Origin of the sequence: Enterobacter sp. RIT418, from assembly GCF_003057745.1 — a bacterium.
Taxonomy (GTDB): Bacteria; Pseudomonadota; Gammaproteobacteria; order Enterobacterales; family Enterobacteriaceae; genus Enterobacter.
Map to the genome: position 1 here is coordinate 34,457 of NZ_QBJD02000016.1, position 24,680 is coordinate 59,136.

General features: G+C 59.4%; 25 protein-coding genes and 1 other annotated feature. Of the genes, 10 read left to right on the forward strand and 15 right to left on the reverse strand.

The window, feature by feature from the left end:
- Positions 1-92 precede the first annotated feature (92 nt).
- From DBY73_RS17500 to ivbL, 6 genes are all read right to left on the reverse strand, one after another.
- Positions 93-1,412: an MFS transporter gene (locus DBY73_RS17500; protein ID WP_112012343.1), complete on the reverse strand. Its 1,320-nt coding sequence runs from the start codon at positions 1,410-1,412 to the stop codon at positions 93-95.
- Positions 1,405-2,910 (reverse strand): signal transduction histidine-protein kinase/phosphatase UhpB, encoded by a 1,506-nt coding sequence (gene uhpB / locus DBY73_RS17505; RefSeq protein WP_112012344.1) that lies wholly within the window; start codon positions 2,908-2,910, stop codon positions 1,405-1,407. Before uhpB ends, DBY73_RS17500 begins: the two co-directional genes overlap by 8 nt.
- Positions 2,907-3,500, reverse strand: coding sequence for a transcriptional regulator UhpA (gene uhpA / locus DBY73_RS17510; protein ID WP_112012345.1), 594 nt, complete (start codon positions 3,498-3,500; stop codon positions 2,907-2,909). The genes uhpB and uhpA overlap by 4 nt, the downstream gene beginning before the upstream one ends.
- Before the next feature lie 79 nt (positions 3,501-3,579).
- Entirely contained in the window at positions 3,580-3,867 is a 288-nt protein-coding gene (gene ilvN, locus DBY73_RS17515) for an acetolactate synthase small subunit (RefSeq protein WP_112012346.1), read from the reverse strand.
- Between the two features lie 3 nt (positions 3,868-3,870).
- Positions 3,871-5,559, reverse strand: a complete 1,689-nt coding sequence (ilvB, locus tag DBY73_RS17520) for an acetolactate synthase large subunit (protein WP_112012347.1) — start codon at positions 5,557-5,559, stop codon at positions 3,871-3,873.
- A gap of 106 nt (positions 5,560-5,665) precedes the next feature.
- The gene (ivbL, locus tag DBY73_RS17525; protein ID WP_112012348.1) at positions 5,666-5,764 is read right to left on the reverse strand and encodes an ilvB operon leader peptide IvbL; all 99 of its coding nucleotides are present in this window, start codon (positions 5,762-5,764) and stop codon (positions 5,666-5,668) included.
- Positions 5,765-6,050: 286 nt separating this feature from the next.
- Here ivbL and DBY73_RS17530 point away from each other — a divergent pair, with 286 nt between their 5' ends.
- From DBY73_RS17530 to emrD, 8 genes are all read left to right on the forward strand, one after another.
- Positions 6,051-6,647, forward strand: coding sequence for a DUF3304 domain-containing protein (locus tag DBY73_RS17530; protein ID WP_112012349.1), 597 nt, complete (start codon positions 6,051-6,053; stop codon positions 6,645-6,647).
- Entirely contained in the window at positions 6,635-7,234 is a 600-nt protein-coding gene (locus DBY73_RS17535) for a DUF3304 domain-containing protein (protein ID WP_112012350.1), read from the forward strand. The genes DBY73_RS17530 and DBY73_RS17535 overlap by 13 nt, the downstream gene beginning before the upstream one ends.
- Positions 7,222-9,627, forward strand: coding sequence for a DUF2235 domain-containing protein (locus DBY73_RS17540; protein WP_112012351.1), 2,406 nt, complete (start codon positions 7,222-7,224; stop codon positions 9,625-9,627). The genes DBY73_RS17535 and DBY73_RS17540 overlap by 13 nt, the downstream gene beginning before the upstream one ends.
- A gap of 32 nt (positions 9,628-9,659) precedes the next feature.
- Positions 9,660-10,256: a DUF3304 domain-containing protein gene (locus DBY73_RS17545; RefSeq protein WP_112012352.1), complete on the forward strand. Its 597-nt coding sequence runs from the start codon at positions 9,660-9,662 to the stop codon at positions 10,254-10,256.
- A gap of 453 nt (positions 10,257-10,709) precedes the next feature.
- Positions 10,710-10,799: a type I toxin-antitoxin system toxin TisB gene (gene tisB / locus DBY73_RS17550; RefSeq protein ID WP_112012353.1), complete on the forward strand. Its 90-nt coding sequence runs from the start codon at positions 10,710-10,712 to the stop codon at positions 10,797-10,799.
- 64 nt (positions 10,800-10,863) lie between these two features.
- Entirely contained in the window at positions 10,864-11,310 is a 447-nt protein-coding gene (locus DBY73_RS17555) for a GNAT family N-acetyltransferase (RefSeq protein WP_112012354.1), read from the forward strand.
- A gap of 61 nt (positions 11,311-11,371) precedes the next feature.
- Positions 11,372-12,205 carry an EamA family transporter gene (locus DBY73_RS17560; protein WP_112012355.1) on the forward strand — a complete coding sequence of 278 codons (834 nt, stop codon included), beginning with the start codon at positions 11,372-11,374 and terminating at the stop codon, positions 12,203-12,205.
- Between the two features lie 175 nt (positions 12,206-12,380).
- Complete coding sequence (gene emrD, locus DBY73_RS17565) at positions 12,381-13,565, forward strand: multidrug efflux MFS transporter EmrD (RefSeq protein ID WP_112012407.1); 1,185 nt, start codon at positions 12,381-12,383, stop codon at positions 13,563-13,565.
- Here emrD and DBY73_RS17570 read toward each other — a convergent pair.
- Positions 13,468-14,556, reverse strand: coding sequence for a cellulase family glycosylhydrolase (locus tag DBY73_RS17570; RefSeq protein WP_112012356.1), 1,089 nt, complete (start codon positions 14,554-14,556; stop codon positions 13,468-13,470). The two genes, emrD and DBY73_RS17570, sit on opposite strands and share 98 nt — an antisense overlap.
- Positions 14,557-14,642: 86 nt before the next feature.
- Positions 14,643-15,560 carry a DNA-binding transcriptional regulator DsdC gene (gene dsdC / locus DBY73_RS17575; RefSeq protein ID WP_112012357.1) on the reverse strand — a complete coding sequence of 306 codons (918 nt, stop codon included), beginning with the start codon at positions 15,558-15,560 and terminating at the stop codon, positions 14,643-14,645.
- Positions 15,561-15,677: 117 nt separating this feature from the next.
- Here dsdC and dsdA point away from each other — a divergent pair, with 117 nt between their 5' ends.
- Positions 15,678-16,964: a D-serine ammonia-lyase gene (dsdA, locus tag DBY73_RS17580; RefSeq protein ID WP_112012358.1), complete on the forward strand. Its 1,287-nt coding sequence runs from the start codon at positions 15,678-15,680 to the stop codon at positions 16,962-16,964.
- A 32-nt stretch (positions 16,965-16,996) separates the two neighbouring features.
- On the opposite strand, the gene DBY73_RS17585 is transcribed toward dsdA, so the two are convergent.
- From DBY73_RS17585 to DBY73_RS17600, 4 genes are all read right to left on the reverse strand, one after another.
- Positions 16,997-17,344: a DUF202 domain-containing protein gene (locus DBY73_RS17585; protein WP_112012359.1), complete on the reverse strand. Its 348-nt coding sequence runs from the start codon at positions 17,342-17,344 to the stop codon at positions 16,997-16,999.
- Entirely contained in the window at positions 17,334-17,681 is a 348-nt protein-coding gene (locus DBY73_RS17590) for a YidH family protein (RefSeq protein WP_112012360.1), read from the reverse strand. Before DBY73_RS17590 ends, DBY73_RS17585 begins: the two co-directional genes overlap by 11 nt.
- A 91-nt stretch (positions 17,682-17,772) precedes the next feature.
- Positions 17,773-19,095: a 6-phospho-alpha-glucosidase gene (locus DBY73_RS17595; RefSeq protein ID WP_112012361.1), complete on the reverse strand. Its 1,323-nt coding sequence runs from the start codon at positions 19,093-19,095 to the stop codon at positions 17,773-17,775.
- Positions 19,092-20,714 (reverse strand): alpha-glucoside-specific PTS transporter subunit IIBC, encoded by a 1,623-nt coding sequence (locus tag DBY73_RS17600; protein ID WP_112012362.1) that lies wholly within the window; start codon positions 20,712-20,714, stop codon positions 19,092-19,094. Before DBY73_RS17600 ends, DBY73_RS17595 begins: the two co-directional genes overlap by 4 nt.
- Positions 20,715-20,936: 222 nt before the next feature.
- On the opposite strand from DBY73_RS17600, the gene DBY73_RS17605 reads away from it, so the two are divergent.
- On the forward strand, positions 20,937-21,683 hold the full coding sequence (locus DBY73_RS17605; protein ID WP_112012363.1) for a GntR family transcriptional regulator: 747 nt from the start codon (positions 20,937-20,939) through the stop codon (positions 21,681-21,683).
- Here the strand turns inward: DBY73_RS17605 and DBY73_RS17610 are convergent.
- The 3 genes from DBY73_RS17610 to ibpA form a co-directional block, all read right to left on the reverse strand.
- Positions 21,651-23,312, reverse strand: a complete 1,662-nt coding sequence (locus DBY73_RS17610; protein ID WP_112012364.1) for a putative transporter — start codon at positions 23,310-23,312, stop codon at positions 21,651-21,653. The two genes, DBY73_RS17605 and DBY73_RS17610, sit on opposite strands and share 33 nt — an antisense overlap.
- A 165-nt stretch (positions 23,313-23,477) precedes the next feature.
- Positions 23,478-23,906, reverse strand: coding sequence for a small heat shock chaperone IbpB (ibpB, locus tag DBY73_RS17615; RefSeq protein WP_112012365.1), 429 nt, complete (start codon positions 23,904-23,906; stop codon positions 23,478-23,480).
- 135 nt (positions 23,907-24,041) lie between these two features.
- The gene (gene ibpA / locus DBY73_RS17620; RefSeq protein WP_112012366.1) at positions 24,042-24,452 is read right to left on the reverse strand and encodes a small heat shock chaperone IbpA; all 411 of its coding nucleotides are present in this window, start codon (positions 24,450-24,452) and stop codon (positions 24,042-24,044) included.
- Positions 24,446-24,518 (reverse strand) — a sequence feature (ROSE (Repression Of Heat Shock gene Expression) occurs in the 5'-region of heat shock genes and acts as an RNA thermometer to modulate expression.). (Overlaps the previous gene by 7 nt.)
- Between the last annotated feature and the right edge of the window lie 162 nt (positions 24,519-24,680).

The window sequence follows — 24,680 nt, forward strand, 5'->3', positions numbered from 1 at the left end:
AATCAGCCCGGCGCGACGCCTGAGACAGCGTCCAGGTAAAACCGGGAAAATTTCCTAGTTTTTCGCCCTTCGGGACGAAAAGGTGAGGCACATCACGCTTCGCGGGCCTCGCGCGGCGCCTGGGCGTGCAGGAACGGCAGCAGCAGCAGGGCGGAGATGCCCGCCGCGATGGCGATCACCGCGAAAAAGCCGCTCCAGTGCCAGATGTCGATCACCCGCGCCAGCGGCCAGCCGGAGAGCGACGCGCCGAGGTAGGCAAACAGCCCGACGAAGCCCGTCGCCGCGCCCGCCGCCTCCTTGTGCGAGCACTCTGCCGCCGCCATGCCGATCAGCATCTGCGGGCCAAAGACGAAGAACCCGGTGGTGAAAAAGCACGCCGCCTGCATCACGTAGCTGGCGAACGGCATCAGCCACAGCGAGCCGACGGAGAGCAAAATCCCGGCGGCGAAAATCAGGTTCATCGGCCCACGGTTGCCGTTAAACAGCTTGTCCGAGCCCCAGCCCGCCACCAGCGCGCCGATAAATCCGCCGAGTTCGAACATCGTCACCGCCGAGTTGGCGGTCACCAGATCGACGCCGAGCGTCTCGGACATATACAGGTTGCCCCAGTCGTTGATCGCCGCGCGCACCACGTACACCAGCACGTAGCACAGCGACAGGAGCCAGATATAGGGGTTCAGCAGCACGTATTTGGTGAGAATTTCTTTGCGCGTCAGCCCCGCGCCCTCCTGCTGCTGGGCGATCTCCATCTCGTCGTGCCGCCAGTCCCCCACCGCGGGCAGGCCCACGGTTTGCGGCTTATCGCGCAGCCGCCAGCAGATAAACAGCCCGGCAAGGATCGCCAGGCCGCCCGCAATCATCATCCCCGCGCGCCAGCCGTAGTGCAGCGCCGCCGCGCCGACCACCATCGGGATCAGCGCCCCGCCCACGTTGTGCGCGGTGTTCCAGATCGCCCACCAGCCGCCGCGCTCGTTGCGCGAATACCAGGCGGTGAGCAGGCGGGCGCACACCGGCGCGCCCCAGCCCTGGAAAAAGGCGTTCAGCGCCCACAGCAGCGCGAAGGCCCAAAGCGAGGTCGAGAAGCCAAACAGGATATTCACCACGCCGGTCGCGATCAGCCCGAAGCCCATAAAATAGCGGGCGTTGGAGCGGTCGCTGACGATGCCGGAGAAGAACTTCGACAGGCCGTAGGTGATGTAAAACAGCGTGGCCAGCAGGCCGATATCGGTGCGCATCATCACGCCGCTGGCGAGGATCTCCGGCGCGGCGGCGTTGAAGCTTTTGCGCGTGAAGTAGAACAGCGCGTAGCCGAGCCAAATGGTCATCAGGATGTGGCGTCGCCAGTAGCGGTAGCGAGCGTCGATTTCCGCTTTATCGCCCAGCGGCGCGGCGTTGGCAGGCGTGTTAAACATGGTGGCTCCGTAGCGGTAAGCTGACGCTGACGCGCGTCCCGTGGGTGCAGGAGATGCTTAGCGTGCCGCCCAGCGCCTTCACGCGCTCGCGCATCCCCGCCAGGCCAAACCCCTGCTGGCCGGAGCCCGGCGGCAGGCCGCAGCCGTCGTCCTCAATCACCAGCATCAGGCGTTCGTCCTGCTGCCAGCCCTGGATCGTGACCGCGCTGGCGCTGGCGTGCTTCACGATGTTGTTCAGCCCTTCCTGGCACACGCGGAACAGCGTAACGCGCTGGCCTTCGCTCAGCGTCCGTTCATCAATACCCCAGTCGAGATGGCTGACGATGCCGCGGCCTTCCAGCTCCATCTCGCGCATCAGGGAGCGGACCGCCTGCTCCAGCGACAGATCGTCCAGCTGGCGCGGGCGCAGCCTGCCGAGCAGGCGGCGCACCGAGTCGTAGACGCCAAGCGAAAGCTGCTCGATATGCGCCCCGCCCTGCTTCACGCCCGGGTTCTCCGCCGCCAGGCGCTGAACGATGCCCGCCTGGGTGCGAATGGCGGTGATGGTCTGGCCGATATCATCGTGCAGCTCGCGGGCGACCTCCTGGCGCACGCTCTCTTCGGTCTCCAGCAGGCGCTCCGCCAGACGGCGGTTGCGCGCCAGCTCGGTTTGCAGGGACTGGTTCAGCTCGCGCAGCCGCTGAATGCCCGCCCCCAGCAGCAGCCCGGTCAGGCTTTGGGCCAGCAGCGAGAGCAGCAAATCAACGGGGTGATCGTGCCAGGTCTGGCTGGCGATCAGCGCGATGGCGTTCATCAGGGTGGCGATCAGCGCGCCCTGCCAGCCGTAGTGCCAGGCCAGGGCGATGATCGGCAGCGCCAGGCAAAACGGGGTAAAGCGGGAAAGCTCGGCGGGCAGGCCAAGCTGCAGCCACAGGCTCACCACAAACAGCAGCAGATACCAGATCAGGTGCCGCGCGCGCCAGTTCACCGGCTGCGAAACCAGCGCGGGCCCGAGCGGCTGCCAGACGGTGCTGGTGAGGTAGTGCCAGATGACGAGGCAGGTCGGCGCGAGCGTCAGGCCGCCCGTAAGCGTGAGGAGCAGCGCGTTCAGCATCTCCTTTTCGCCCACCCACGGCAGGGACTGCAGCAGCGCGGCGGCAATCAGCGCCGCCCCCTGGCGCAGCAGCGTGCGCCAGTCCCGCTGGTGGCGATAGCGGGAGATCAGCGCAACGGGAATCAGCGCCAGCACGCTTCCGGTCATCAATAAGGCCAGATGCGCGAGCGCAACTTCCTGTGCCAGCCAGACCAGCATCAGCCATTCCGCCCCCAGCAGCACCGGCCAGTAGCCGCGCGGGCACTGCAGCATTAAGCCCAGACGCAGGCCGAAGGGGAACAGCAGCACCGCCAGCTCCGGGCGCTCCACCAGGTGCAGGCTGATGCTCCACAGGCAAAACCACGCGGCGGAGAAGATAAAAAAGCTGGCAACCACGGCGATCAGCCGCGAAAAGAGAGAACTCATTGCCAGCCGTCAAACATGCGGCGCGCCAGCTCCACGTCGTTGCTGACGCCGAGCTTTTCCATCAGGTTGGCGCGGTGGACGTGCACGGTTTTCGGCGACAGGCCAAGCTCGGCGGCAATCTCCTTCACCGCCATGCCCTGCGCGAGCTTTTCCGCCACCTGCCGCTCGCGCCTGGTGAGCGGGTCCTGACGCCCTGCCGCCAGCTTGATGGCGATATCCGGCGTTAAATAGCAGCCGCCGGTCGAGACGGTGCGCACGGCGGCGATCAGCTCGTCCGGGCTACAGCGCTTGGAGAGAAACCCGCGCGCCCCCGCGTTCAGCGCCTGCTCCACCAGCGCCGGGCTGTCGTGAACGGAGAGCATGATGGTCGCCATCCCTTTCGGCAGCTGGCTCAGCAGCTCCAGCCCGGAAAGATCGGGCATCGAAATATCGCAGATACAGACCTGCACGCCGCGACCGGGCAGACCCGCCAGCGCCTCGCGGCCGGAGCCGAACTCCGCCACGACCTGAAAATCCGGCTCAAGGTTCAGAAGCTGGGCAAATCCGGAGCGGACGATAAGGTGGTCATCAATAAGGGCGATGGTGGTCATGGCGCGTTCCTGGCGGGCGGATAAAAAAAACGCGCTTACCTTAACGATAAGCGCGCGGGCGTTCAAGCAATGAGCGATTTTACTCGAAGAACACCGCAATTTTATTAAACATGGTGGGATCGGACTGGTTACGCACCACTTTGGTGACGTCTTCCAGCTTGTCGATTTGCGCCATCATCTGCTCCAGACGCTGGTCGTCGTTGACCAGCAGCCAGATGCGGCTGTGCTCGCTGCCCTGAATCGGCAGGCAGAGAATGCCCTCTACGTTAAACGCGCGGCGGGCAAACAGCCCGCAGACGTGGGTCATGACGCCAGGATGGTTGCGGACGGTGAGTTCCAGAATGACGTTATCACATTGTTTCTGCATGGCTTATTCCCCCACCATCTCAGTATTGGCCGCGCCCGGCGGCACCATCGGATACACTTTTTGTTCAGGGTCGATACGCACGTGGATCAGCGCCGGGCCGGGGCGAGAGATCGCCGCCTGCAGCGCCGCCTGCGCGTCTTCTTCGGCGTTCAGATCGCAGGTGTGCAGGCCAAAGCCGGCGGCGATCTGCATAAAGTTAATCATTCCCGGATAGGTTGCGGCAAACACGCCCTGCTTATAGAACAGGCTCTGCTGCTGGTGCACCAGCCCCAGCGCCTCGTTGTTCATCAGAATGATTTTCACGTCTAACTGGTTTTCGGCGGCGGTCGCCATTTCCTGAATGTTCATCATCAGGCTGCCGTCGCCGGAGAAGCAGATAACTTTGCGATCCGGGTTCGCCAGCGCGGCGCCAACCGCCGCGGGCAGGCCAAAGCCCATCGTGCCGAGGCCGCCGGAGGTCAGCCACTGGCGCGGACGGTTCAGCGGATACGCCTGCGCGGTCCACATCTGGTGCTGGCCCACGTCGGTAGTGATAATCGCGCTGTCGTCCACGCAGGCGGCCACGGCGTTGATTAGCCCGTAGTGGCTCAGCGGATCGCCCTCGGCTGGGATGGCGCTCGGGAACTCGTTTTGCAGATCGGCCACCAGCTGGCGCCATTCCTGACGCGGGTTGGCGTCCGTTTGCGGGATCAGCTGCGCCAGCACCTCGGCCACGTCGCCCTGAATCGCCACGTGCGGCTGCTTGATTTTGCCCAGCTCGGCGCGGTCGATATCCACGTGAATGATTTTCGCATTCGGGCAGAACTGCTCGGTTTTGCCAATCGCCCGGTCATCAAAACGCGCGCCCATCACGATCAGTAAATCCGCCTCCTGCAGGATGAAGTTGGTGCTGCGCGCGCCGTGCATCCCCAGCATGCCGAGAGAGAGCGGGTGCGCTTTTGGCAGCATGCCGAGCGCCATCAGGGTCATGGTGGTCGGCAGATTCGCTTTTTCGGCAAGCTCACGCGCTTCCTCAGCGGCGTTGATCGCCCCGCCGCCCAGATAGAACACCGGACGTTTGGCGGCGTTAATCATCGCCGCCGCGTCCCGCACGCTCTCGGCGCTGAATTCCGGCGCAGGGGCGCGTTCGCCCGGCTCCGGCAGCACGTCGATCTCGATCTCTGCGGTCTGAACATCCTTAGGAATGTCTATCCACACCGGGCCGGGACGGCCGGACTGGGCAATGCGGAACGCATCGCTGATAACCTGCGGAAGCTCGGCGATGTCGCGAACCAGGTAGTTATGCTTGGTGATGGGGATAGAGATGCCGTAGGTGTCCACTTCCTGGAACGCGTCGGTGCCGATCATCGAAGAAGGCACCTGGCCGGTAATGCAGACCAGCGGAATGGAGTCGAGACGCGCGTCGGCGATGGCGGTCACCAGGTTGGTCGCGCCCGGGCCGCTGCAGGCCATACAGACCGCCGGTTTGCCCTGGGTGCGCGCCATGCCCTGGGCGATAAAGCCCGCGCCCTGCTCGTGGCGCGCCAGCACGTGGCGGATTTTCGTGCTCTGGCTTAACGCATCGTACAGCGGCAGCACCGTTCCGCCCGGAATACCCGCCACGGTGGTAATGCCCTGTCGTTCCAGTAAATGCACGATTAACTGCGCGCCGGTAAAACGCGTTCTGGTGGATGTTGTGCCCGAACTTGCCATGCTCCAGTCCTTTTCTTCTGGGCCGACTTTCCGGGGAGGGTTCTAAACTAAAAACCCCGCCCGGTTTGCGCCGGCGGGGTTTTGGATTCGTGTGTTGATCCAGTCCCTACGGCGCACTGCCGACGACCACCACCACACGCACGACGACCACTGCGGCTGGTTGCGCAGTTTTTAGTAGGGTCGAGGTGAACAGAGATGGAGTCATTAGGAACCTGTTTCTGGAATCATTGATGGAATTTATACAACCACAGGTTTTTCGGCATGACAATGGAAAAATTTTCATCTGGACAAAAATGCGTCTGGGATCACGTTTTGTTTGTTGGCTTCCAGACCGTGTTTCATTGCAGGGTTAAAAACAATTCAACCAGTAAGATTAATCACTTATCAATGTGTTAAGAAAATCTGAAAATGTGCGGAAATCATTTAACCTCGCGCAGGTAGTGGTTATTCTTTGTTCTCATCAACGGGGTAATTTGCGTTAGGGAAAACAGGTGAAACTACATCACATTGCGTTAATCACCGCGCTTGCGCTTCTTAGCGGATGCGACAAGCCCGCTAAAACCGAGCCCGTACCGCCCGGCGGGGGCGGCACCATCGAAGCCATCAACCACACCAGCTGGGCCATCAACCGCTTCAGCGTTAACGGCCAGTCCGGCCTCGATATTATTAATCCTTATTCCGGCGGCGGCGGAGGCTGCTGCTTTGGCGTGAAGGGCCCATGGCAGCCCGGGATGACCGTGCAGGTCGACTGGGAAACCGGCGTTGCCTTTGCCAGTGATGTGCCGGAAATTCCTGAGCCTGAAAGGCCTGATCTGAGCGGAGTTAGTGAGAAAGAGGCAGATGAATTAGCGCAGATATACTCAGATAAATATCACGAGTGGTATGAAAAGATTAAAGCCTACAGCAAAAAACACACCCAGACGGTGCCTCTGCCCGACTACACCGGCCAGAAAACCTGCGGTATCACCGTGCATTTCCTGCCCTGTGACCAGGTAAAGGTCACCACCAGCTGCGCCCGCTACGGCAGCCCGGATTACCCAATCAAAGAACGCGTGCAAATGGAGAAGCCGAAAGTATGCCCTCAATGAACTCGATCATCCTTCTGGCAGCCATGCTGGTGCTGGCCGGATGCGATAAGCCCGCTAAAACCGAGCCCGCACCGCCCGGCGGAGGCGGCACCATCGAAGCCATCAACCACACCAGCTGGGCCATCAACCGCTTCAGCGTTAACGGCCAGTCCGGCCTCGATATTATTAATCCTTATTCCGGCGGCGGCGGAGGCTGCTGCTTTGGCGTGAAGGGCCCGTGGCAGCCCGGGATGACCGTGCAGGTCGACTGGGAAACCGGCGTCGCCTTTGCCAGCGATGTGCCGGAAATTCCTGAGCCTGAAAGGCCTGTTCTAAGAGGACTGAGTGAGGATGAAGCAGACAAATTAGCAAGGTTATATTTCGATAAAAAACAGGAGTGGTACAAGAAAATTGAAGCCTACAGCAAAAAACACTCCCAAACGGTGCCTCTGCCCGACTACACCGGCCAGAAAACCTGCGGTATCACCGTGCATTTCCTGCCCTGTGACCAGGTAAAGGTCACCACCAGCTGCGCCCGTTACGGCAGCCCGGATTACCCCATCAAGGAACGCGTGCAAATGGAGAAGCCGAAAGTATGTCCAAATTAAACCCTGATAATGTCTGGCTTCCCCCCAAGTTTCCACGTTTAGGAAGACTTCCTGATGAAAAGTCTCTTATACAGACAAATTGCAAACAACAGGACAGTCTTGAATCGAAGCATTATGACGAACTCTGTGTTGCAGCCAACCGGCGCGGCGCACGTCCCTGCTGTAAAACCCTGCATATCAGCCTGTTCTTTGACGGCACGGGTAATAACCTGAACTACGACCTCTTTGAATCTCGCCCGCCCCATCCCACCAATATCGCACGCCTGTTTCGCGCCACCATCGGGCAGGGCTATGCCGGCGGCACGCGAAGCCATAACGATAAGCTGGTTGATGAGGCAGGTTCGGCAGGTAATCAGTACTACAAATATTATATGCCCGGCGTGGGCACGCCTTTCCCGGAAGTGATGGATCTCGATTTCAGCGATGACGGGCTCAAGTATGCCACCCACGGTGAGGAACGCATTAACTGGGCGCTGCTCCGCATCATTGACGCGCTGCGCCAGACGCTCGGGCAGGATGAGCTGAGCGACAACGAGAACTGGCGCGCCGTCCAGGCCATGGCCACCACCTACATGGCATCAAAAGTCGAGGGCGAATATCGCCGCCACACCGAGTTTTTCCGGCTGCTCAACGGCCTGGGCAACGCGCTGGGCGTGGCGCTGCGTCAGCCCGAGCCCGGCAAGCCGAAGCTGCTGGGCATCAAGCTGTACGTGTACGGCTTTTCCCGCGGCGCGGCGTCCGCCCGGGCCTTTGTGAACTGGCTGAACCTGCTGCTTTCCCCGTCCGGCACAGGTGCGCTGCTTCCCTTCTGCCTGGCTACCCGGCACGGTGAAATCCCCGTCAGCATTGAATTTCTCGGGCTACTGGATACGGTTGCCTCCGTCGGGATTGCCCACATCGCCCCGGTGGCAGAAGGCCATATGAGCTGGGCCGACGGAACGATGGAGCTGCCGGATAACGCCCTGATAAAACGCTGCGTGCACTTCGTCTCCTCGCACGAGCAGCGACTGTGTTTTCCGCTTGATTCCGTCTGTCGGACAGACGGACGTTATCCGGAATATGCCGTAGAAGTGGTTTATCCCGGCATGCACTCGGATGTGGGCGGTGGATATCCGCCAGGCGATCAGGGAAAAGCAAGCGGTGAAAAAGATGTACTTCTACTGTCAAAAATTGCGCTGAATGATATGTATTCGGCAGCATTTGCCGCAGGAGCCCCTTTAAAAGTTAATGCCCTTGCTCTTCCAGATGACCTGAAAGCCAATCCCTGGCGAATCATGCCAGCGGAGCTAATTCAGGAGTTTGAAATTTCACCGGATGTCATCCAGCGTTTCAACGCCTGGCGAGAGGTCACTCTGAAACTTAAATCTGCCTACAGTGAAATCACTAGAACCGAAGCCACCCACTACTCCCCTCATCGTGCTGAAATCAACGTTATTGAAGCGCTGGAACAACAAACGGGCTGGATGACCGCATGGCGAATCGGCCGCTACGCTCACGGCACCTTCCGCACGCAAAACTTTTACCGCGACGCCGCCGCTAACGATCAGAACAAGGACATCGACCCTGCCATCAGAGCCGAACGCGAGCGGGAGCGTGCCGAAAAGCAGAAAGAAATTGAGAAGACGCGTGCTAATGAGCTTATCGGGAAGCCGAAGGGCGAATTTGTGCTGATGACCGTGGGTCCGAAAGACTTTGATGCCCGTCTGGGCCAGACGCAGCTTTTAGAGGCCGCCATTGAATTTAAAGAAGATTATCAGCATGTGCCCCGCTCTCAGGCGAAAAGCTTTACCTATGCCACTCTCGATTACTTTAAGGGATTTGTGTACGCCTTTAATCAGGATGATGTGCCCGTTGAATATAAAAAAATCAAAAAGGCGGGAGAAGCGCATCTGCCCACGCTGTTCCCGGCGCAGGGTGAACGCCATAACGCAGACGCTCCCTCCGGGCTGGTGAGAGCGCTGTTTGATGATCAGGTTCATGACTCCCGCGCCTGGTTTATGCACAGCGCACTGGGTTCACGCGAGCCCTGGGGAGGCTATTTTTTGTACCGCATGATTTACTTCGGAGAGGCCACCAGCAAGCAGGTTAAGCCGCTCGCCATGCTGGGCTATGTCGCCGGGCTGGGTTACCCCATTTCGACCAAAGAGGTTAACTTCCTCATTGAAATGATTGACAGCAGGCGTACGCCCGCCGAGGCCACCTCTGTCCGGCAAAAGATTTCCGTGGTGAACGCCGGAACGGGGTACACCGTTGGCGTGCTGCAGGACAACACGCGTCAAATCCCCTGCGTTAACTATCCGGCGACCGCCCTTGCGGAATGCCAGAAGGCCAGGGAGATGGCTCTTGAACAACATAAGGCCAAAATTTTATCCCAGTTCGCTGACGAACGCTGAACGCAGCGGTTGACCATCACAAGGAATGCGCGATGAAAGGTTTTTCACTGATATTTTTACCTGTCATTTTACTGCTGGCCGGGTGCGACAAGCCCGTTAAAACCGAGCCCGTACCGCCCGGCGGGGGCGGCACCATCGAAGCCATCAACCACACCAGCTGGGCCATCAACCGATTCAGCGTTAACGGCCAGTCCGGCCTCGATATTATTAACCCTTATTCCGGCGGCGGCGGGGGCTGCTGCTTTGGCGTGAAGGGCCCGTGGCAGCCCGGGATGACCGTGCAGGTCGACTGGGAAACCGGCGTCGCCTTTGCCAGCGATGTGCCGGAAATTCCTGAGCCTGAGGAACCAGATACAACCGGAATGAATCGCAATGAACGACACAATGCATGGCAAGTATATTTTGATAAAAAACAGGAGTGGTACAAGAAAATTGAAGCCTACAGCAAAAAACACACCCAGACAGTGCCTCTGCCCGACTACACCGACCAGAAAACCTGCGGTATTACCGTGCATTTTCTGCCTTGCGATCAGGTGAAAGTCACCACCAGCTGCGCCCGCTACAGCAGCCCGGATTACCCCATCAGGGAACGCGTGCAAATGGAGAAGCCGAAAGTCTGTCCCAATTAAGCGACTGCAGCATAACGGCACTGCCGCGAAACCTTTAAATCTGAATGCCGCCCAGAAAACAAAAAACCCCGCCTAAGCGAGGTTTTTTTTCAGGGTTTTGCGGCTGGTGACCGCAGAACACACTGTGTTACGTCAACGCAAAAAGTATACGCGATCGCAGACGAACGCGCAATTCAGGCACGGATTTTGACGTTTTTGAGTATGGATCGCCTTCACGATTTTGTCCATAAAATACTGTTCATGCATACAGTATTTATCTATACTGAGGGTGTTCGCAGTGAGCGAGGGGGCCGCAGTTCTACCGGCGCAACGAAGTCCTGGCTGAAACGGGTGGTGCCGTCAGTGCCTTAACCCCCGAAGTGAGCACACTGTGTTACGTCAATCCAGGTGCTGGCCACAGGCGGCGGAAAGGTACGCCAGCATCGTGCTCCTTTTAACCAAAAGGAGACGCGTATGGGCGTCGTGGATATGGTTGTACTTATCCTCAAACTCATTGTTGCTGTACTGCAACTGCTTGATGCTGTCCTGAAATACGTTCGGTAATTCAGGTTCAAGTCGCACCTGAGAGGGGCGGGCAACCGCCCCTCTTTAATAACGAGGGAATGCTATGTCGCGTCTGTTAATTGAGCCTGTTACGCCGGATGAACCGGGCTATATCGCCCTGAAGGCAGAGAGTATCGCGTTGAATTTCAACATGCTGCGCAGGCTGGAAGAGAACTGGCTGCGGGGTGAGAACCGCTTTAACGCGCCGGGGGAAAAGCTGCTCGGGGCGTTTCTTGGCGGCAAGCTGGTCGGCGTGTGCGGGTTAAACCGCGATCCGTTCAGCCAGCAGCCGCGCGCCGGACGCATCCGCCATCTTTACGTCAGCGAAAAATGTCGCGGGCTGGGCATTGGCAAACAGCTGTTAACCGTGGTGACGGCCGATGCCAGCATCTGGTTTGATTTTCTTAATACCCATGCGCCGGACGCTGCCAGTGAGTTCTATCATCGCGCTGGTTTTACGCGGGTGTCGGATGAACCGCGGGTGACGCACCGTCTTTTTTGCGCGGTGTAAGCGGTGGCGGCTTAAGAATGCGAATGTTACAGTTGGATGACAATTCACCACCTGACGCGCCATGACCATCACCGTTTTCTGCATCCTGCTGTTTGCCGCGCTGCTGCACGCCAGCTGGAACGCCATCGTCAAAGCCGGAACGGACAAACTCTACTCCGCCATTAGCGTGAGCGGCTCCGCCGCGCTTATCGCCCTGCTCATGCTGCCGTTCTCGCCGCAGCCCTCGGTCGAAAGCTGGCCCTTCCTGATCGTCTCCTGTGCGCTGCAGGTGGTGTATACCGTGCTGGTGGCCAAAACCTATCAGGTGTCTGATATGAGCCAGACCTACCCGCTAATGCGCGGCACGGCTCCGCTGCTGGTGGCCCTGATTAGCGTGCTGGTGCTGGGAGATAGCCTGTCCTGGCTGGCGTGGTCGGGCATTGGCGTGATTTGCCTGTCCATTCTGGCGATGGCGATGAACGGCAGAATGCAGTCGCGCAAGGGGATCTGGCTGGCGCTGCTCAACGCCTGCTTTATTGCCGGGTATACGCTGGTGGACGGCACCGGCGTGCGCCTGTCGGACACCGCGCTGGGCTATACGCTGTGGACGTTCTTCATGAACGGCTTTTGTCTGCTCTGCTGGGCGATGGCGGCGCGCCGCCGCGAAGCCTCCCGCTATCTGCGTCAGCACTGGAAAAAAGGGCTGCTCGGCGGCGTCGGCACCATGGGCTCCTACGGGCTGGCGCTATGGGCGATGACCCAGGCACCGCTGGCGGTAGTAGCGGCCCTGCGCGAGACCTCCATCCTCTTTGGCGCGCTGATCGCGTTTCTGCTTTTAAAAGAGAAGGTTGCTGGCATCCGCATTGTTGCGGCGCTGGGCATTGCGGGCGGGGCGATCCTGCTGCGCCTGGCGTAAAACAATGGCAACATATGTTGCCGATGTTGTTTACAAATCCTGCCTTTCCCCCGTCTTTCATTCATCGCACCAATGCTTAACTTGTCATCTGAGTGTGGTAGATTCCTCGCGCATTTATGGGAATGCGTAGTCACTTGTTCTTTATTTCTCTCTTTTGGCAAAAGTATTCAGCGACATGAAAAAACACAGGAACGTTAACTTATTGTTGATGCTGGTGTTACTGGTGGCCGTCGGTCAGATGGCGCAAACCATCTACATTCCGGCGATTGCCGATATGGCAAAGGAACTTAACGTCCGCGAGGGCGCGGTCCAGAGCGTGATGGCGGCCTATCTGCTGACCTACGGCGTCTCGCAGCTCTTTTACGGCCCGCTGTCCGATCGCGTTGGTCGCCGCCCGGTGATTCTGGTCGGCATGAGCATTTTTATGCTGGCGACCGTCATTGCAATGACCACCTCCAGCCTTACCGTGCTGATTGCCGCCAGCGCCCTGCAGGGCGTCGGAACGGGCGTGGGCGGGGTGATGGCGCGCACGCTGCCGCGCGACATGTACCAGGGCACGCAGCTTCGCCACGCCAACAGCCTGCTTAATATGGGTATTCTGGTCAGCCCTCTGCTGGCACCGCTGATCGGCGGCCTGCTGGACACGATGTGGTCCTGGCGCGCCTGCTACGCCTTCCTGCTGGTGCTGTGCGTCATTGTCACCTTCAGCATGGCGCGCTGGATGCCGGAAACCCGTCCGGTGGACGCGCCGCGCACGAAGCTGCTCGCCAGCTATAAAACGCTGTTCGGCAACGGGTCGTTCACCTGCTACCTGCTGATGCTGATCGGCGGCCTGGCGGGCATTGCGGTGTTCGAAGCCTGTTCCGGCGTACTGCTGGGCGCAGGGCTTGGCCTGAGCAGCATGGTGGTGAGCATTCTGTTTATTCTGCCGATCCCGGCGGCATTTTTCGGCGCATGGTTTGCCGGACGCCCCAACAAACGGTTCTCCACGCTGATGTGGCAGGCGGTGATCAGCTGTCTGCTGGCGGGCGTAATGATGTGGGTGCCCGGTCTGTTCGGCGTGATGTCGGTCTGGACGCTGCTGATCCCGGCCGCGCTGTTCTTCTTCGGCGCGGGGATGCTGTTCCCGCTCGCTACCAGCGGCGCGATGGAGCCGTTCCCGTTCCTCGCGGGCACGGCGGGCGCGCTGGTGGGTGGTTTGCAGAACATCGGTTCCGGCGCGCTGGCGTGGCTCTCGGCGATGATGCCGCAAACCGGTCAGGCTAGCCTGGGCCTGCTGATGACGCTGATGGGGCTGCTGATTTTACTGTGCTGGCTGCCGCTGGCGTCGCGCGTCCCGCATCACGAGCAGCCTGTTTAACCGCATGATGGCCCGGCTTCTCGCCGGGCTTTTCACAGGCGGGGGCGATCATGGCCTGTAATAACGGCTCTGGCGCGGGCCGCCAGGCGCCCTCTTCCCCATCGTAAAACTGAAAGTCCGCGTTAATTGCGTACGGCATTTTCGCTTTTTGCAGCTCGCAGGCCATAAACGTGGCGAACGCCATTTGCGACGCGGTCGGCGTAAAGCGCATCGACTCGCCCACGCCCCAGCCGCCAACCCAGCTGACGTGCCCGGTTTTTTGCTGCCAGCGCAGCGCGGTATTGATGCGGCTGCGGATAGCCGCTTTTTCCGCTGCCGTTCCCGACGTCCACGGGTATTTACCGCCGTTCTTCAGCGGCCCCCACGGGAAGATATGCCACTCTGCCAGCAGATAGGATTGGCTGTGCGTAGGCAGCTTCAGGCCGGACAAATCCTCCGGCGCGGCGCGCAGGCGGGGCGCGACAAAGATCATGCGCTGCCCGTCAATCTCGTGAACGGCTTTGATCGTTTTTTCATAGACGCGGTTAAGCGAGGCAAGGTTATGGTTGAGCTTGTCTGCGGGTTCGTAGATCAGATCAAACCCCAGCAGCGGCGCGCTGTTCCCGAAATAGTGCGCCACGGCGATCCACCAGTTAACCACCTCTTTTTCGTTATCGGCATTCGGCTCGCTTTTATACTCGTCGGCCTGGTAGGCAATTATGGGGATCACGCCGTACTGCTCGCAGGCTTCTACCAGCTTGCGCAGGTGGATTAGCCGCGCTTCGGTCGGTTCACCGGCGACGCGGATACGCACGTGCGTGATGCCCTTCGCGCGAAAATCACGGACCACCAGCGGATCAAATTCACGAATGCCGCGGTCGGTGCGCGCCCAGTCCACGTCCATACCCACGCCGAGCTGCTGCGCGTAGCGCGCAGCCGTCAGCGGCGGCTCTGCGGCGATGGCCCAGCCGGAAGACAACACGAGCGCAGCGGCAATGAAAGGCTTTAACACGGCGTACCTTGCGAGAAATCGAAAGCAATAATCTGTATTTAGCACGCTTTTTCACATTTGGTGTAGAGCCAAAGCGTAATAATTCTTCAGCTCGCCATCGCTTTTAGCCAGCCGATAAAAGCGTCAATTTTCGGCCACTGCCTGCCGGGTAGCGTTGCAACGTAATAATGCTGGTGGCATTTCAGCGCCTGTTCGCCGAAAGGCGCAATCAGCTCCCCGCGCTCAAGGCGCTTCTGCACCAGACGTTTTCGCCCCATTGCCACGCCGACGTGGTTCATCGCGGCGATAATAGCTAAATCAGAGCGATCGAACCCAATGCCCGATGATGGCGGCATGTTTACCGCAAACTGCTGCGCCCAGCTGCTCCACTCATCCGTTCCGGAATCATTGCTCCAGGCCTGACGGTCATGCAGAAGCGTACAGTAGCTGAGATTTTGCGGGTCTTTAAGCAGCTCGCGTTCTTGGGCATATTCCGGCGAGCAGACGGGAAAAATCGCCTCATCCATGAGAAATTCATGAGAAAGAGGGTTTGGCGGAGTGTCGTCGAAATATAATGCCAGATCGACACCCGTTCGCTGCATAATGACGTAATCATTGCCGGTGAGAAGGGTGAGCGAGATAGAGGGGTAGCGTCGGGTAAAGTCGCCCAGCATCGGCACCAGCCAGCACTGGGCAATCGACGGGCGCGAGTAGACGGTGAGCGTACCGGACAGCGCCTGGTTTTTGATATCCAGGATCTCCTGGTTCAGGGTATCCAGCGACGCTTTGAGCGTCCAGTAAACGCGCTTTCCCTCCTGCGTCAGCTCCACTTTTCGGTGCGAGCGCACAAACAGCTTAATGCCCAGCTCCTCCTCCAGCAGGTTGATACGGTGGCTGACCGCGCTGGGGCTGAGGGACAGCTCCGCCGCCGCCAGCGCAAAGGACTCATGCCGTGCGGCGACCTCAAAGGTGTACATTTTTGAAAGCTGCCAGCCGTTAAGCAGCCGATTTTGGGCATCCGTCACGCCTTTCCTCCGGGTTTGATCCAATCTGGCTCACCTGAAACGCAATATATATCATTTGTCAGTATGTCTCTTTTTTTATCCAATACCCCACACGACCCGATTGCGACGAGATGAACAATGGCAAACGCACGCGCAGCGGCGCTGACCGCACAGTACCCTCTGATTGAGAATTTGATAGCCCTTAAGGACGTCACCTGGCCTAACCCGCGCGCCACCTCGGTGGCGGAAGGGCTTCCGTACGTTGGGCTAACCCAGGCCGATGTCGATGACGCCCGCGCGCGACTGGCCCGCTTCGCGCCGTACCTGGCGAAAGCGTTCCCGGAAACCGCGGCAACGGGCGGGATTATTGAATCCGAACTGGTGGCCATTCCGGCGATGCAGGCGCGGCTGGAGAAAGAGTCTGGCAAATCCATACCCGGCACGCTGCTGCTGAAAAAAGACAGCCATCTGCCGATCTCCGGCTCGATTAAAGCGCGCGGCGGCATCTACGAGGTGCTGACCCACGCGGAGAAACTGGCGCTGGAGGCAGGGTTGCTGAGCGTTGAAGATGATTACAGCATTCTGCTGGAGCCGCGCTTCAAGGACTTCTTCAGCCGGTACAGCATTGCGGTAGGCTCCACCGGCAATCTTGGGTTGTCCATCGGCATAATGAGCGCGCGCATTGGCTTCAAGGTGACGGTACATATGTCCGCAGACGCCCGCGAGTGGAAAAAAGCGAAGCTCCGCAGCCACGGCGTCATCGTTGTGGAGTATGAGCAGGATTACGGCGTGGCAGTTGAACAGGGGCGAAAAGCGGCAGAAAACGACCCGAACTGCTTCTTTATCGACGATGAAAACTCCCGCACGCTGTTCCTCGGCTACGCGGTGGCGGGCGAGCGGCTGAAGGCGCAGTTTGCCGCGCAGGGGCGCACGGTGGATGCAGAACATCCGCTGCATGTTTACCTGCCGTGCGGCGTCGGCGGCGGCCCCGGCGGCGTGGCCTTTGGCCTGAAGCTGGCGTTTGGCGACCACGTTCACTGCTTCTTCGCCGAGCCAACGCACTCGCCGTGCATGCTGCTGGGCGTGTATACCGGCCTGCACGACGAGATTGCCGTGCAGGATTTGGGTATCGATAACGTCACGGCAGCGGACGGGCTGGCGGTAGGACGCGCCTCCGGCTTCGTGGGCCGCGCGATGGAGCGGCTGCTCGACGGGTTCTACACGCTTTCCGACCAGAGCATGTACGACATGCTCGGCTGGCTGGCGCAGGAGGAGGGCATTCGCCTGGAGCCGTCCGCACTCGCGGGAATGGCCGGACCGCTGCGCTTCCCTGCGGGGGCCAACGTTACCCATCTGGTCTGGGCAACCGGCGGCGGCATGGTGCCGGAAGTCGAGATGGCGACGTATCTGGCCAAAGGGAATTAATGATAGCGGGTGGCGGCTGCGCCTTACCCGGCCTACAGGTGCAAAATTTGCTGAATGTGGGTAACGGCAAAGAGTAAGGACAGCAGCAGCACCGCCAGCGCAATCAGAAACTTATCCCGCACCGCCTTCGGCTGGACAAAATCATCCTGCGCCACGTCCATCAGGTTGCGGCTGCGGGTATAGCGCCACAAAATGACCGCCACCAGCGCCAGCACAACGATTGAGATCCAGAACGGCGCCCCGGTGCGGTGCCAGTTGTGCTTAATCGCCAGCGCGATCAGCGCGCCGTACCCCAGCAGCGTGCGCAGCCAGGCCAGCGAGGTGCGCTCCGGCTGCAGGCCGGGGTCGGCTTCGCGTCGCGCCCTGCGGCTATCCGGCATAGAACACCAGCACCATCACCACGCCCGCCACCGCCAGCAACAGGACACTGATAATGAGCAGCCCGCGCGTATAGGGCAGATCCTGCTTCAGACGCATCGCCTTCTCGTTGCGCAGCCAGCGCAGGTAACCGTAAATCGCCAGCACGCCCGCGAACAGGCACAGCAGCAGCGCCAGCACTTCGCGGATCAGCGGGGTGGCGAAGTCGGGCGCCAGCTGGTCCAGGCCAACGCCCGCGGCGAGAAAGCCCAACGCGGTGCGGACCCACGCTAAAAAGGTGCGCTCGTTGGCCAGAGAAAAGCGGTAGTCCGGCGCTTCGCCGAGGCGGGAAATTTTCATGGAGGTTCCTTGTCGTGCTGCGGGCAGGCTTCAGCATAGCGTAAATCGACAGGGACAAAAAACCGGCATCGGGCGATGCCGGGTATGAGAGTTAGTGCAGTTCAGGCCAATAGTCGTTATTCGCCTCGATCAGGTCATCCAGAAGCGCTTTCGCGACGGACGCGCTCGGCACGGTTTTCGACAGCGTAATCGCCTGCCACAGCTTCTGGTACGAGCGCTGCTCCCAGGCATCTACCACCAGTTTTTCCACCGCGACCTGCTGGCTCATCAGCCCCTTCTGGAAGTGCGGAATGTCCCCCACCGTGAGCGGCTCCGGCCCGTTATGGCCCACCAGGCACGGAATTTCCACCATCGCGTCGGCGTCGAAGTTATGAATGGCCCCGTTGTTGGGCACGATCAGCAGCATCCGCTCCTGGGTGTTGAAGGCTATTGCCGTCGCCAGATCGACGATGTAGGACGCATGTTCGTCGATTTCCAGCTCGCCCGCGGAGGATTTACCGGCTTCGATAATCGCCCGACAGGAGCTGAACACGTGCTTCTCGCGGTGATCCATCACCTCGTTGGCGCGCGTGCGTTCCGGGTTCGAATGCGCCACCACGTAGTCCGGGAACAGGTAATACTTCAGGTAGGTGTTCGGCATGGTGTCCGGATCCAACGCCTGCACGTCTTTGGCTTTGGCGAAGGTGTCGTTCCAGCTCGCCTCGGTGTGCGCATCTTCCGACGGCGGAACATAGCCGTTTTTCGCCACGTATTCACGCAGTTTAGGCATCAGATCGTTGCCGTTCAGGTCTTCAATCGACGTCCACCAGCCGAAGTGGTTCAGGCCGTAGTAGCGCACGCGCATCTCTTTACGATCCTTCAGGCCGACAATCTGCGCCATCCGCCCTTCAATGCCGATCGGCATATCGCAGATGTTGAGGATTTTGGCGTTAGGCCGCAGGCGGCGGGTGGCTTCCGCGACGATGGCCGCCGGGTTGGAGTAGTTCAGCATCCACGCGTTCGGGGAGTATTGCTCCATATAATCCACCAGCTCCAGCACGCCGCCGATGGAGCGCATGCCGTAGGAGATCCCGCCCGGGCCGCAGGTTTCCTGGCCCAGCACGCCGTGGCGCAGCGGAATTTTCTCATCTTTTTCACGCATCGGGTATTTGCCCACGCGGATGTGCGCCATCACGAAATCCACGTCGGTAAAGGCCGCTTTTGGATCGGTGGAGTAGCTGAACTCAATCTCCGGCGCCTGCTCCTGAAGAATGATTTTGCACGCCTCGGCGATGGTCTCCTGACGCGCGCCGTCGTTGTCATAGAACTTCAGGGCGCGCAGCGGGAAACGGTCACGGTTGGCTAACAGCATCAGGACGATACCCGGCGTAAAGGTGCTGCCGCCGCCGGCAATGACAACTGAGAATTTTTTCATGATATAGCCTCTGTCAGGGTGGTTTGTTCGTTGGTTAAAGGGGTTTTCATCAGCGATTCAAGCTGGTCGCGCACCTGGGGAACGTGCAGGCCGACGATCACCTGGATGCCGTTGCCGCGCCGCACCACGCCGTGTGCGCCGAGGGCTTTAAACACGTCGTCGCTTTGGGTTTTCGCCATGTCCACCAGCGCGATGCGCAGGCGGGTGGCGCAGTTGTTGACGCTTTCGATATTGGATGCGCCGCCGAGCGCCTGCAGGAATCCGGCGGCCTGGCCAACCTGCTGGCTGGCCGCAGCCGGCGCGGAGGTTTGGCCGCGCGCCGCCTTATAGTCCGCCTTGCTGTAGAGCTTGATTTCGCTCTCTTCGCGGCCCGGCGTTTTCAGGTTCAGCCGCTCAATCAGCGTTTTGAAGACCAGAAAGTAGAGCCCGGTAAAGCACAGGCCGATGCCTATCTGGGTAAACATCATCGACGCGTGGTTATGGAACATCGGGATCCAGTTCTGCGGCAGGAACTGGTCAAGCAGGCCGCCGCCCATGTTGCCTACCACGCCGAAGGCGTACATTACCGTCGCCATGCTCGCAGCCAGCACGGCGTGAACGGCAAACAGCAGCGGAGAGATAAACAGGAAGGTAAACTCCAGCGGCTCGGTAATGCCGACCAGCACGGCGGTAAGCGTCGCGGGGATCAGCAGGCCCGCGACCTTGACGCGGTTTTCCGGCGACGCGGTGTACCACAGCGCCAGCGCAATGCCGACGGAGCCAAACACCTTCGAGTTGCCGTGCAATGCAAAGCCGCCTTCCGGGAACAGGGTTTTCAGCGGTTCGGTACTCTGGCTGAATGCCTGCAGGTGCTGCGCCCAGTAAACCTGAATGCCGCCCTCGACCGCCGCCGGGCCAAAGATAAACGGACCGTAGACGAAGTGGTGCAGCCCGGTTGGGATCAGAATGCGCTCGAGGAAGGTATAGACCCACACGCCCAGCGCCCCGGCCGATCGCAGAAACGCCTGCAGGGACTCAATGCCCATCTGCACCTTCGGCCAGCCCAGCAGCGTCAGCCAGGCGCAGGGGATCATCACGAAAAAGGCGAGGATGACGACAAACGAGGTGCCCTGAAAAATGCCCAGAAAGACCGGCAGCGGCTTGTCGAAATAGCGGTTGTGGATCGCGGTGACGATGCCCGAAATGACGATCGCCCCGATGATGCTGGTATCAAGCGTTTTGATGCCGGCAATCATCGCCAGCCCGCTTCCGGCGGTCGGTTCGGCGGAGAAATCGACGCCAAAGAAATGGCCCCAGGTCATCCCCATCGCATTGATGAAGTAGTTCCAGGTCAGGAAGCTAATCAGCACCGCCAGGCACGCCCGCCCCTGCGCCTGCTTCGCGAGGCCAATCGGCAGGCCGACGGCAAAAATCAGCGGCATGTTGCGAAAGACCGCCCATCCGCCCTCTTCAATGATGTGAACAATTTGCGCGAACAGATGATCGGGGGCGGTTAAGGCTTCGCCCACAAAAAGCGGGTTGCGAAGCATGATGGCGATTCCCACCACGATCCCGGCGAACGGAAACAGCAACACCGGGGTAAACATGGCACCGCCAAAACGTTGTATTTGACTGAGCATTTTTAAATCCTCACGTAACAACCTGTAGGGGAGAGTGGCCTTTGTATTTTTTTGCTGGCCTGAAGGGAGCATAAGAATTTACTAATGCGCGAACATGGCGTGCCGCTGCGATTCGTGATCGCATTCATGGTTTTATTTTGACCAATCAGGTCTACTTTTTACGGTAAATATGGACATGTCAGGATCCAATCCACGCCCTGATGAGGGCAGAGAGGTCTACTGGTGATCTACAAATCTATCGCCGACAGGCTACGGCTGCGGCTGAATTCGTCGGACTACAATGTCGGCAGCCCGCTGCCCGGAGAGAAGGCGCTGGCGCATGAGTTTGGCGTGGCGCGGATGACCATCCGCAAGGCGCTGGACCTGCTGGTGAGCTGGGGGCTGGTTGAACGCCGCCACGGCAGCGGGACGTTCGTTGCGCGCAAGGACGTTCACCATGAAACCACCAACCTGACCGGGCTGGTGGAAGTGCTGCGCCAGCAGGGAAAAGAGGTGCAGAGCAAGGTGCTGCAGTTTGAGGTGATGCCCGCCCCGCCCGCGATCGCCAGCCAGCTGCGCATTCAGGTCGATGAGCGGATCTACTTTTCACGGCGCGTGCGCTACGTAGAGGGGAAGCCGCTCATGCTGGAAGACAGCTTTATGCCGGTGCAGCTGTTCCGCAACCTCTCGCTGGCGCATCTAGAAGGGTCGAAGTTTGACTACATCGAGAAGGAGTGTGGAATAACCATCAGCGGCAACTACGAAAGCCTGACGCCTGTGCTGGCGGACAGGCAGCTGGCAAGCTACATGAACCTGCCGGAACAGACGCCGCTGCTGCGCATTACCTCACTTTCCTACAGCGACAGCGGCGAGTTTCTCAATTATTCAGTCATGTTTCGTAATACCAGCGACTATCAGGTGGACTATCACCTGCGGCGCATTCGCCCGGACGCGGTTTTAGCCTATCCCCCAGAACAGCACCGCCAGTAGCTGCGGGGTGATAATGCGCAGGAACATCACCAGCGGATAGACCGTGGCGTACGACAGCGCCGCCGCGCCGCTGGTCGAATGCAGGTTATTGGCAAAGGCCAGCGCGGGCGGATCGGTCATGGAGCCCGCCAGCATCCCGCACAGCGTCAGGTAGTTCATTTTGGCGAACATCCGCGCCAGTATTCCCACCGTCAGCAGCGGGATCGCCGTGATAAAGATGCCGTAACCGACCCAGCTCATCCCCTCGCCCTGAATCAGCGTGTCGACAAAATCGCCGCCGGACTTCAGCCCCACCACCGCCAGGAACAGCACGATGCCCAGCTCGCGCAGCGCCAGGTTAGCGCTCGGGGGCATAAACCAGTAGAGCTTGCCGATGCAGCCGATGCGCCCGAGGATCAGCGCCATAATCAGCGGCCCGCCCGCCAGACCTAGCTTGAGCGCGACAGGGAAGCCGGGCACGTACAGCGGAATAGAGCCGAGCAGCACGCCAAGCCCGATGCCGATAAATACCGGCAGCATCTGCACCTGCTGCAATTTCTGCTGGGCGTTGCCAACCATATCCGCCACGGCGTCGATGGAGGACGGCCGGCCGACAAGGTTGAGGATATCGCCAAACTGCAGGCTGGCCTCCGGGCTGGCGACCAGCTCAACGCCCGCGCGGTTAAGCCGGGAGATCACCACGTCGTAGCGTTCTTTTACCTGCAAATCGCGGATTTTCCTGCCCAGTACCTTTTCGTTCGTCACCACGACGCGCTCGACGCGCATGTCGGTACCGCGCGTCGAAAGCGACGTATCGACCTCCTGGCCAATCACCAGCCGGGCGTTATTGAGGTCCGCCGGCTGCCCGACCAGATGCAGCAGGTCGCCGTGCTGGATCACCGTGCCCGGCGAGGGCACCATCAGCATATCGTCGCGCTTCAGGCGCGAGCAAATGATGGTGGCGCTGTTCAGGATGGGCACGTCCTGAATCGCCATATTGTTCAGGTTGGGATTTTCCACGCGAATGTTGATGGTTTTAATCAGCGCGTGGCCGTTGGTCAGCGTGCTTTCGTGGTCCTTTGCTTCTTTATCCACGTTAACGCGAAACAGGACGCGCACCAGCCACATGGAGAGCAAGATGCCGCAAATGCCAAACGGGTAGGCCATGGCGTAGCTCATTCCCATCTGGTCAACGACGTCCGGGGCGATGCCTAAATCACGCAGGATTTGTTGCCCCGCACCCAGCGCGGGCGTGTTGGTAACCGCACCAGAGAAAATGCCGAGCACCACGGGAAGCGGGATCGCAAAAAGCTTGTGCAGGACGGCGGTGACCAGCCCGCCCATCACCACAATGCCGAGGGCGAAGAGGTTTAGCCGCAGCCCGGAGACGCGAAGCGAGGCGAAAAAGCCCGGCCCTACCTGGATGCCAATGGTATACACGAAGAGGATCAGGCCAAATTCCTGAATAAAGTGGAGCATATCGGCGCTGAGCGTAAGCCCAAGCTGCTCGGCAAAATGGCCGACAAAAATCCCGCCAAACAGCACCCCACCGATGCCAAACCCGACGCCGCGAATTTTGACATTGCCAATCCATAGCCCAACCACCGCGACCAGGGCCAACACGCTAACGGTTAACGCGATATCACTCATGATCATCTTCCTTGCCATAACCTTAGTTATGGTAAGGATTCTCTCAGAGCCGATAACCGTTGTATGGGCGATGGCGCACAAAAAAGCCCTGCCGAAGCAGGGCCTTATCTTTTCACCCTTTCCCTGTGGGAGGGGGCCGGAGTGAGGGCACCAGCCCGCACAAAATTAGCTATTCAACGCCGGACGCTCGCTAATGGCGATGCGCTGCGGCGCAATGGCTTCAGGCAGGTTACGGGTGACGTCGATATGCAGCAGCCCGTTGCTGAACGTTGCGCCGGACACTTCCATATGGTCCGCCAGGGTAAAGCTCAGGCTGAACGGCTGGATGACCAGGCCCTGATGCAGCCATTTGCTGTCGGTCTCTTGTTTCTCAGGCGTTCCTTTCACCGTCAAACGCGTGCCTTCAAGCTGGATATCCAGGTCTTCCTGGCGGAAACCGGCCAATGCCAGCGTGATGCGGTAGTGGTTATCGTCGCTTTTTTCGATGTTGTACGGCGGAAATGCCTGTTGATCAGGGGTGCTTTGCAGGGCGTTAGCCAGCTTGTCAAAACCAATCCACTGACGCAGAAGTGGGGATAAATCGTAGTTACGCATAGGTGTTCTCCTTCTAAGAAGCGAGTTGGCGCAGGTTATTTTTGTGCGCGGTTGTTCCTGCAAATCCAGCTGGATTCGCATATGCTCCCGTTACGGCAAGCAATTCTGGGTGGGCCGCTCGTGCGGCCCGCGACATTAGTTGATTTCGATACGGCGCGGTTTTTTCTCTTCCGGAATCACGCGTTCCAGCTCGATAAACAGCAGGCCGTTCACCAGGTTCGCGCCTTTAACGTGAATGTTTTCAGCTAACTGGAACTTGCGTTCAAAGTTGCGCTCGGCGATGCCCTGGTACAGGTAGGTACGCTCCTTCTGCTCTGCGGTATGGGAACCTTTCACCAGCAGCAGGTTGTCCTGCGCGGTGATTTCCAGTTCGCTTTCTGCGAAACCGGCCACGGCGATAGCGATGCGGTAATGGTTTTCGTCAACCAGCTCAACATTGTATGGAGGGTAGCCGTTGCTCTGGCTCTGGTTATTTTCTAAATGGTTGAACAGGCGGTCAAAACCAATTGCAGAACGGTATAGCGGAGAAAGATCGAAGTTACGCATAGATAAAAACTCCTGAAATCAGCGAGAAATTTAGCCTTCCACCATGGACAGGCTTCTGCATCCCCTGAACGCCCATCAGGCGCGTCCATCATCGGGCTACATTCCTAAAATGGGTCTGGTTACGGATTTTTCAAGCGTATTTATTTGAGATTTTTTTGCACTTTGCGGGTTGTCGCATAGACTGGGACAACAGCACAAAGGGTTAAATTGCGATGGCTGCCACAGTGC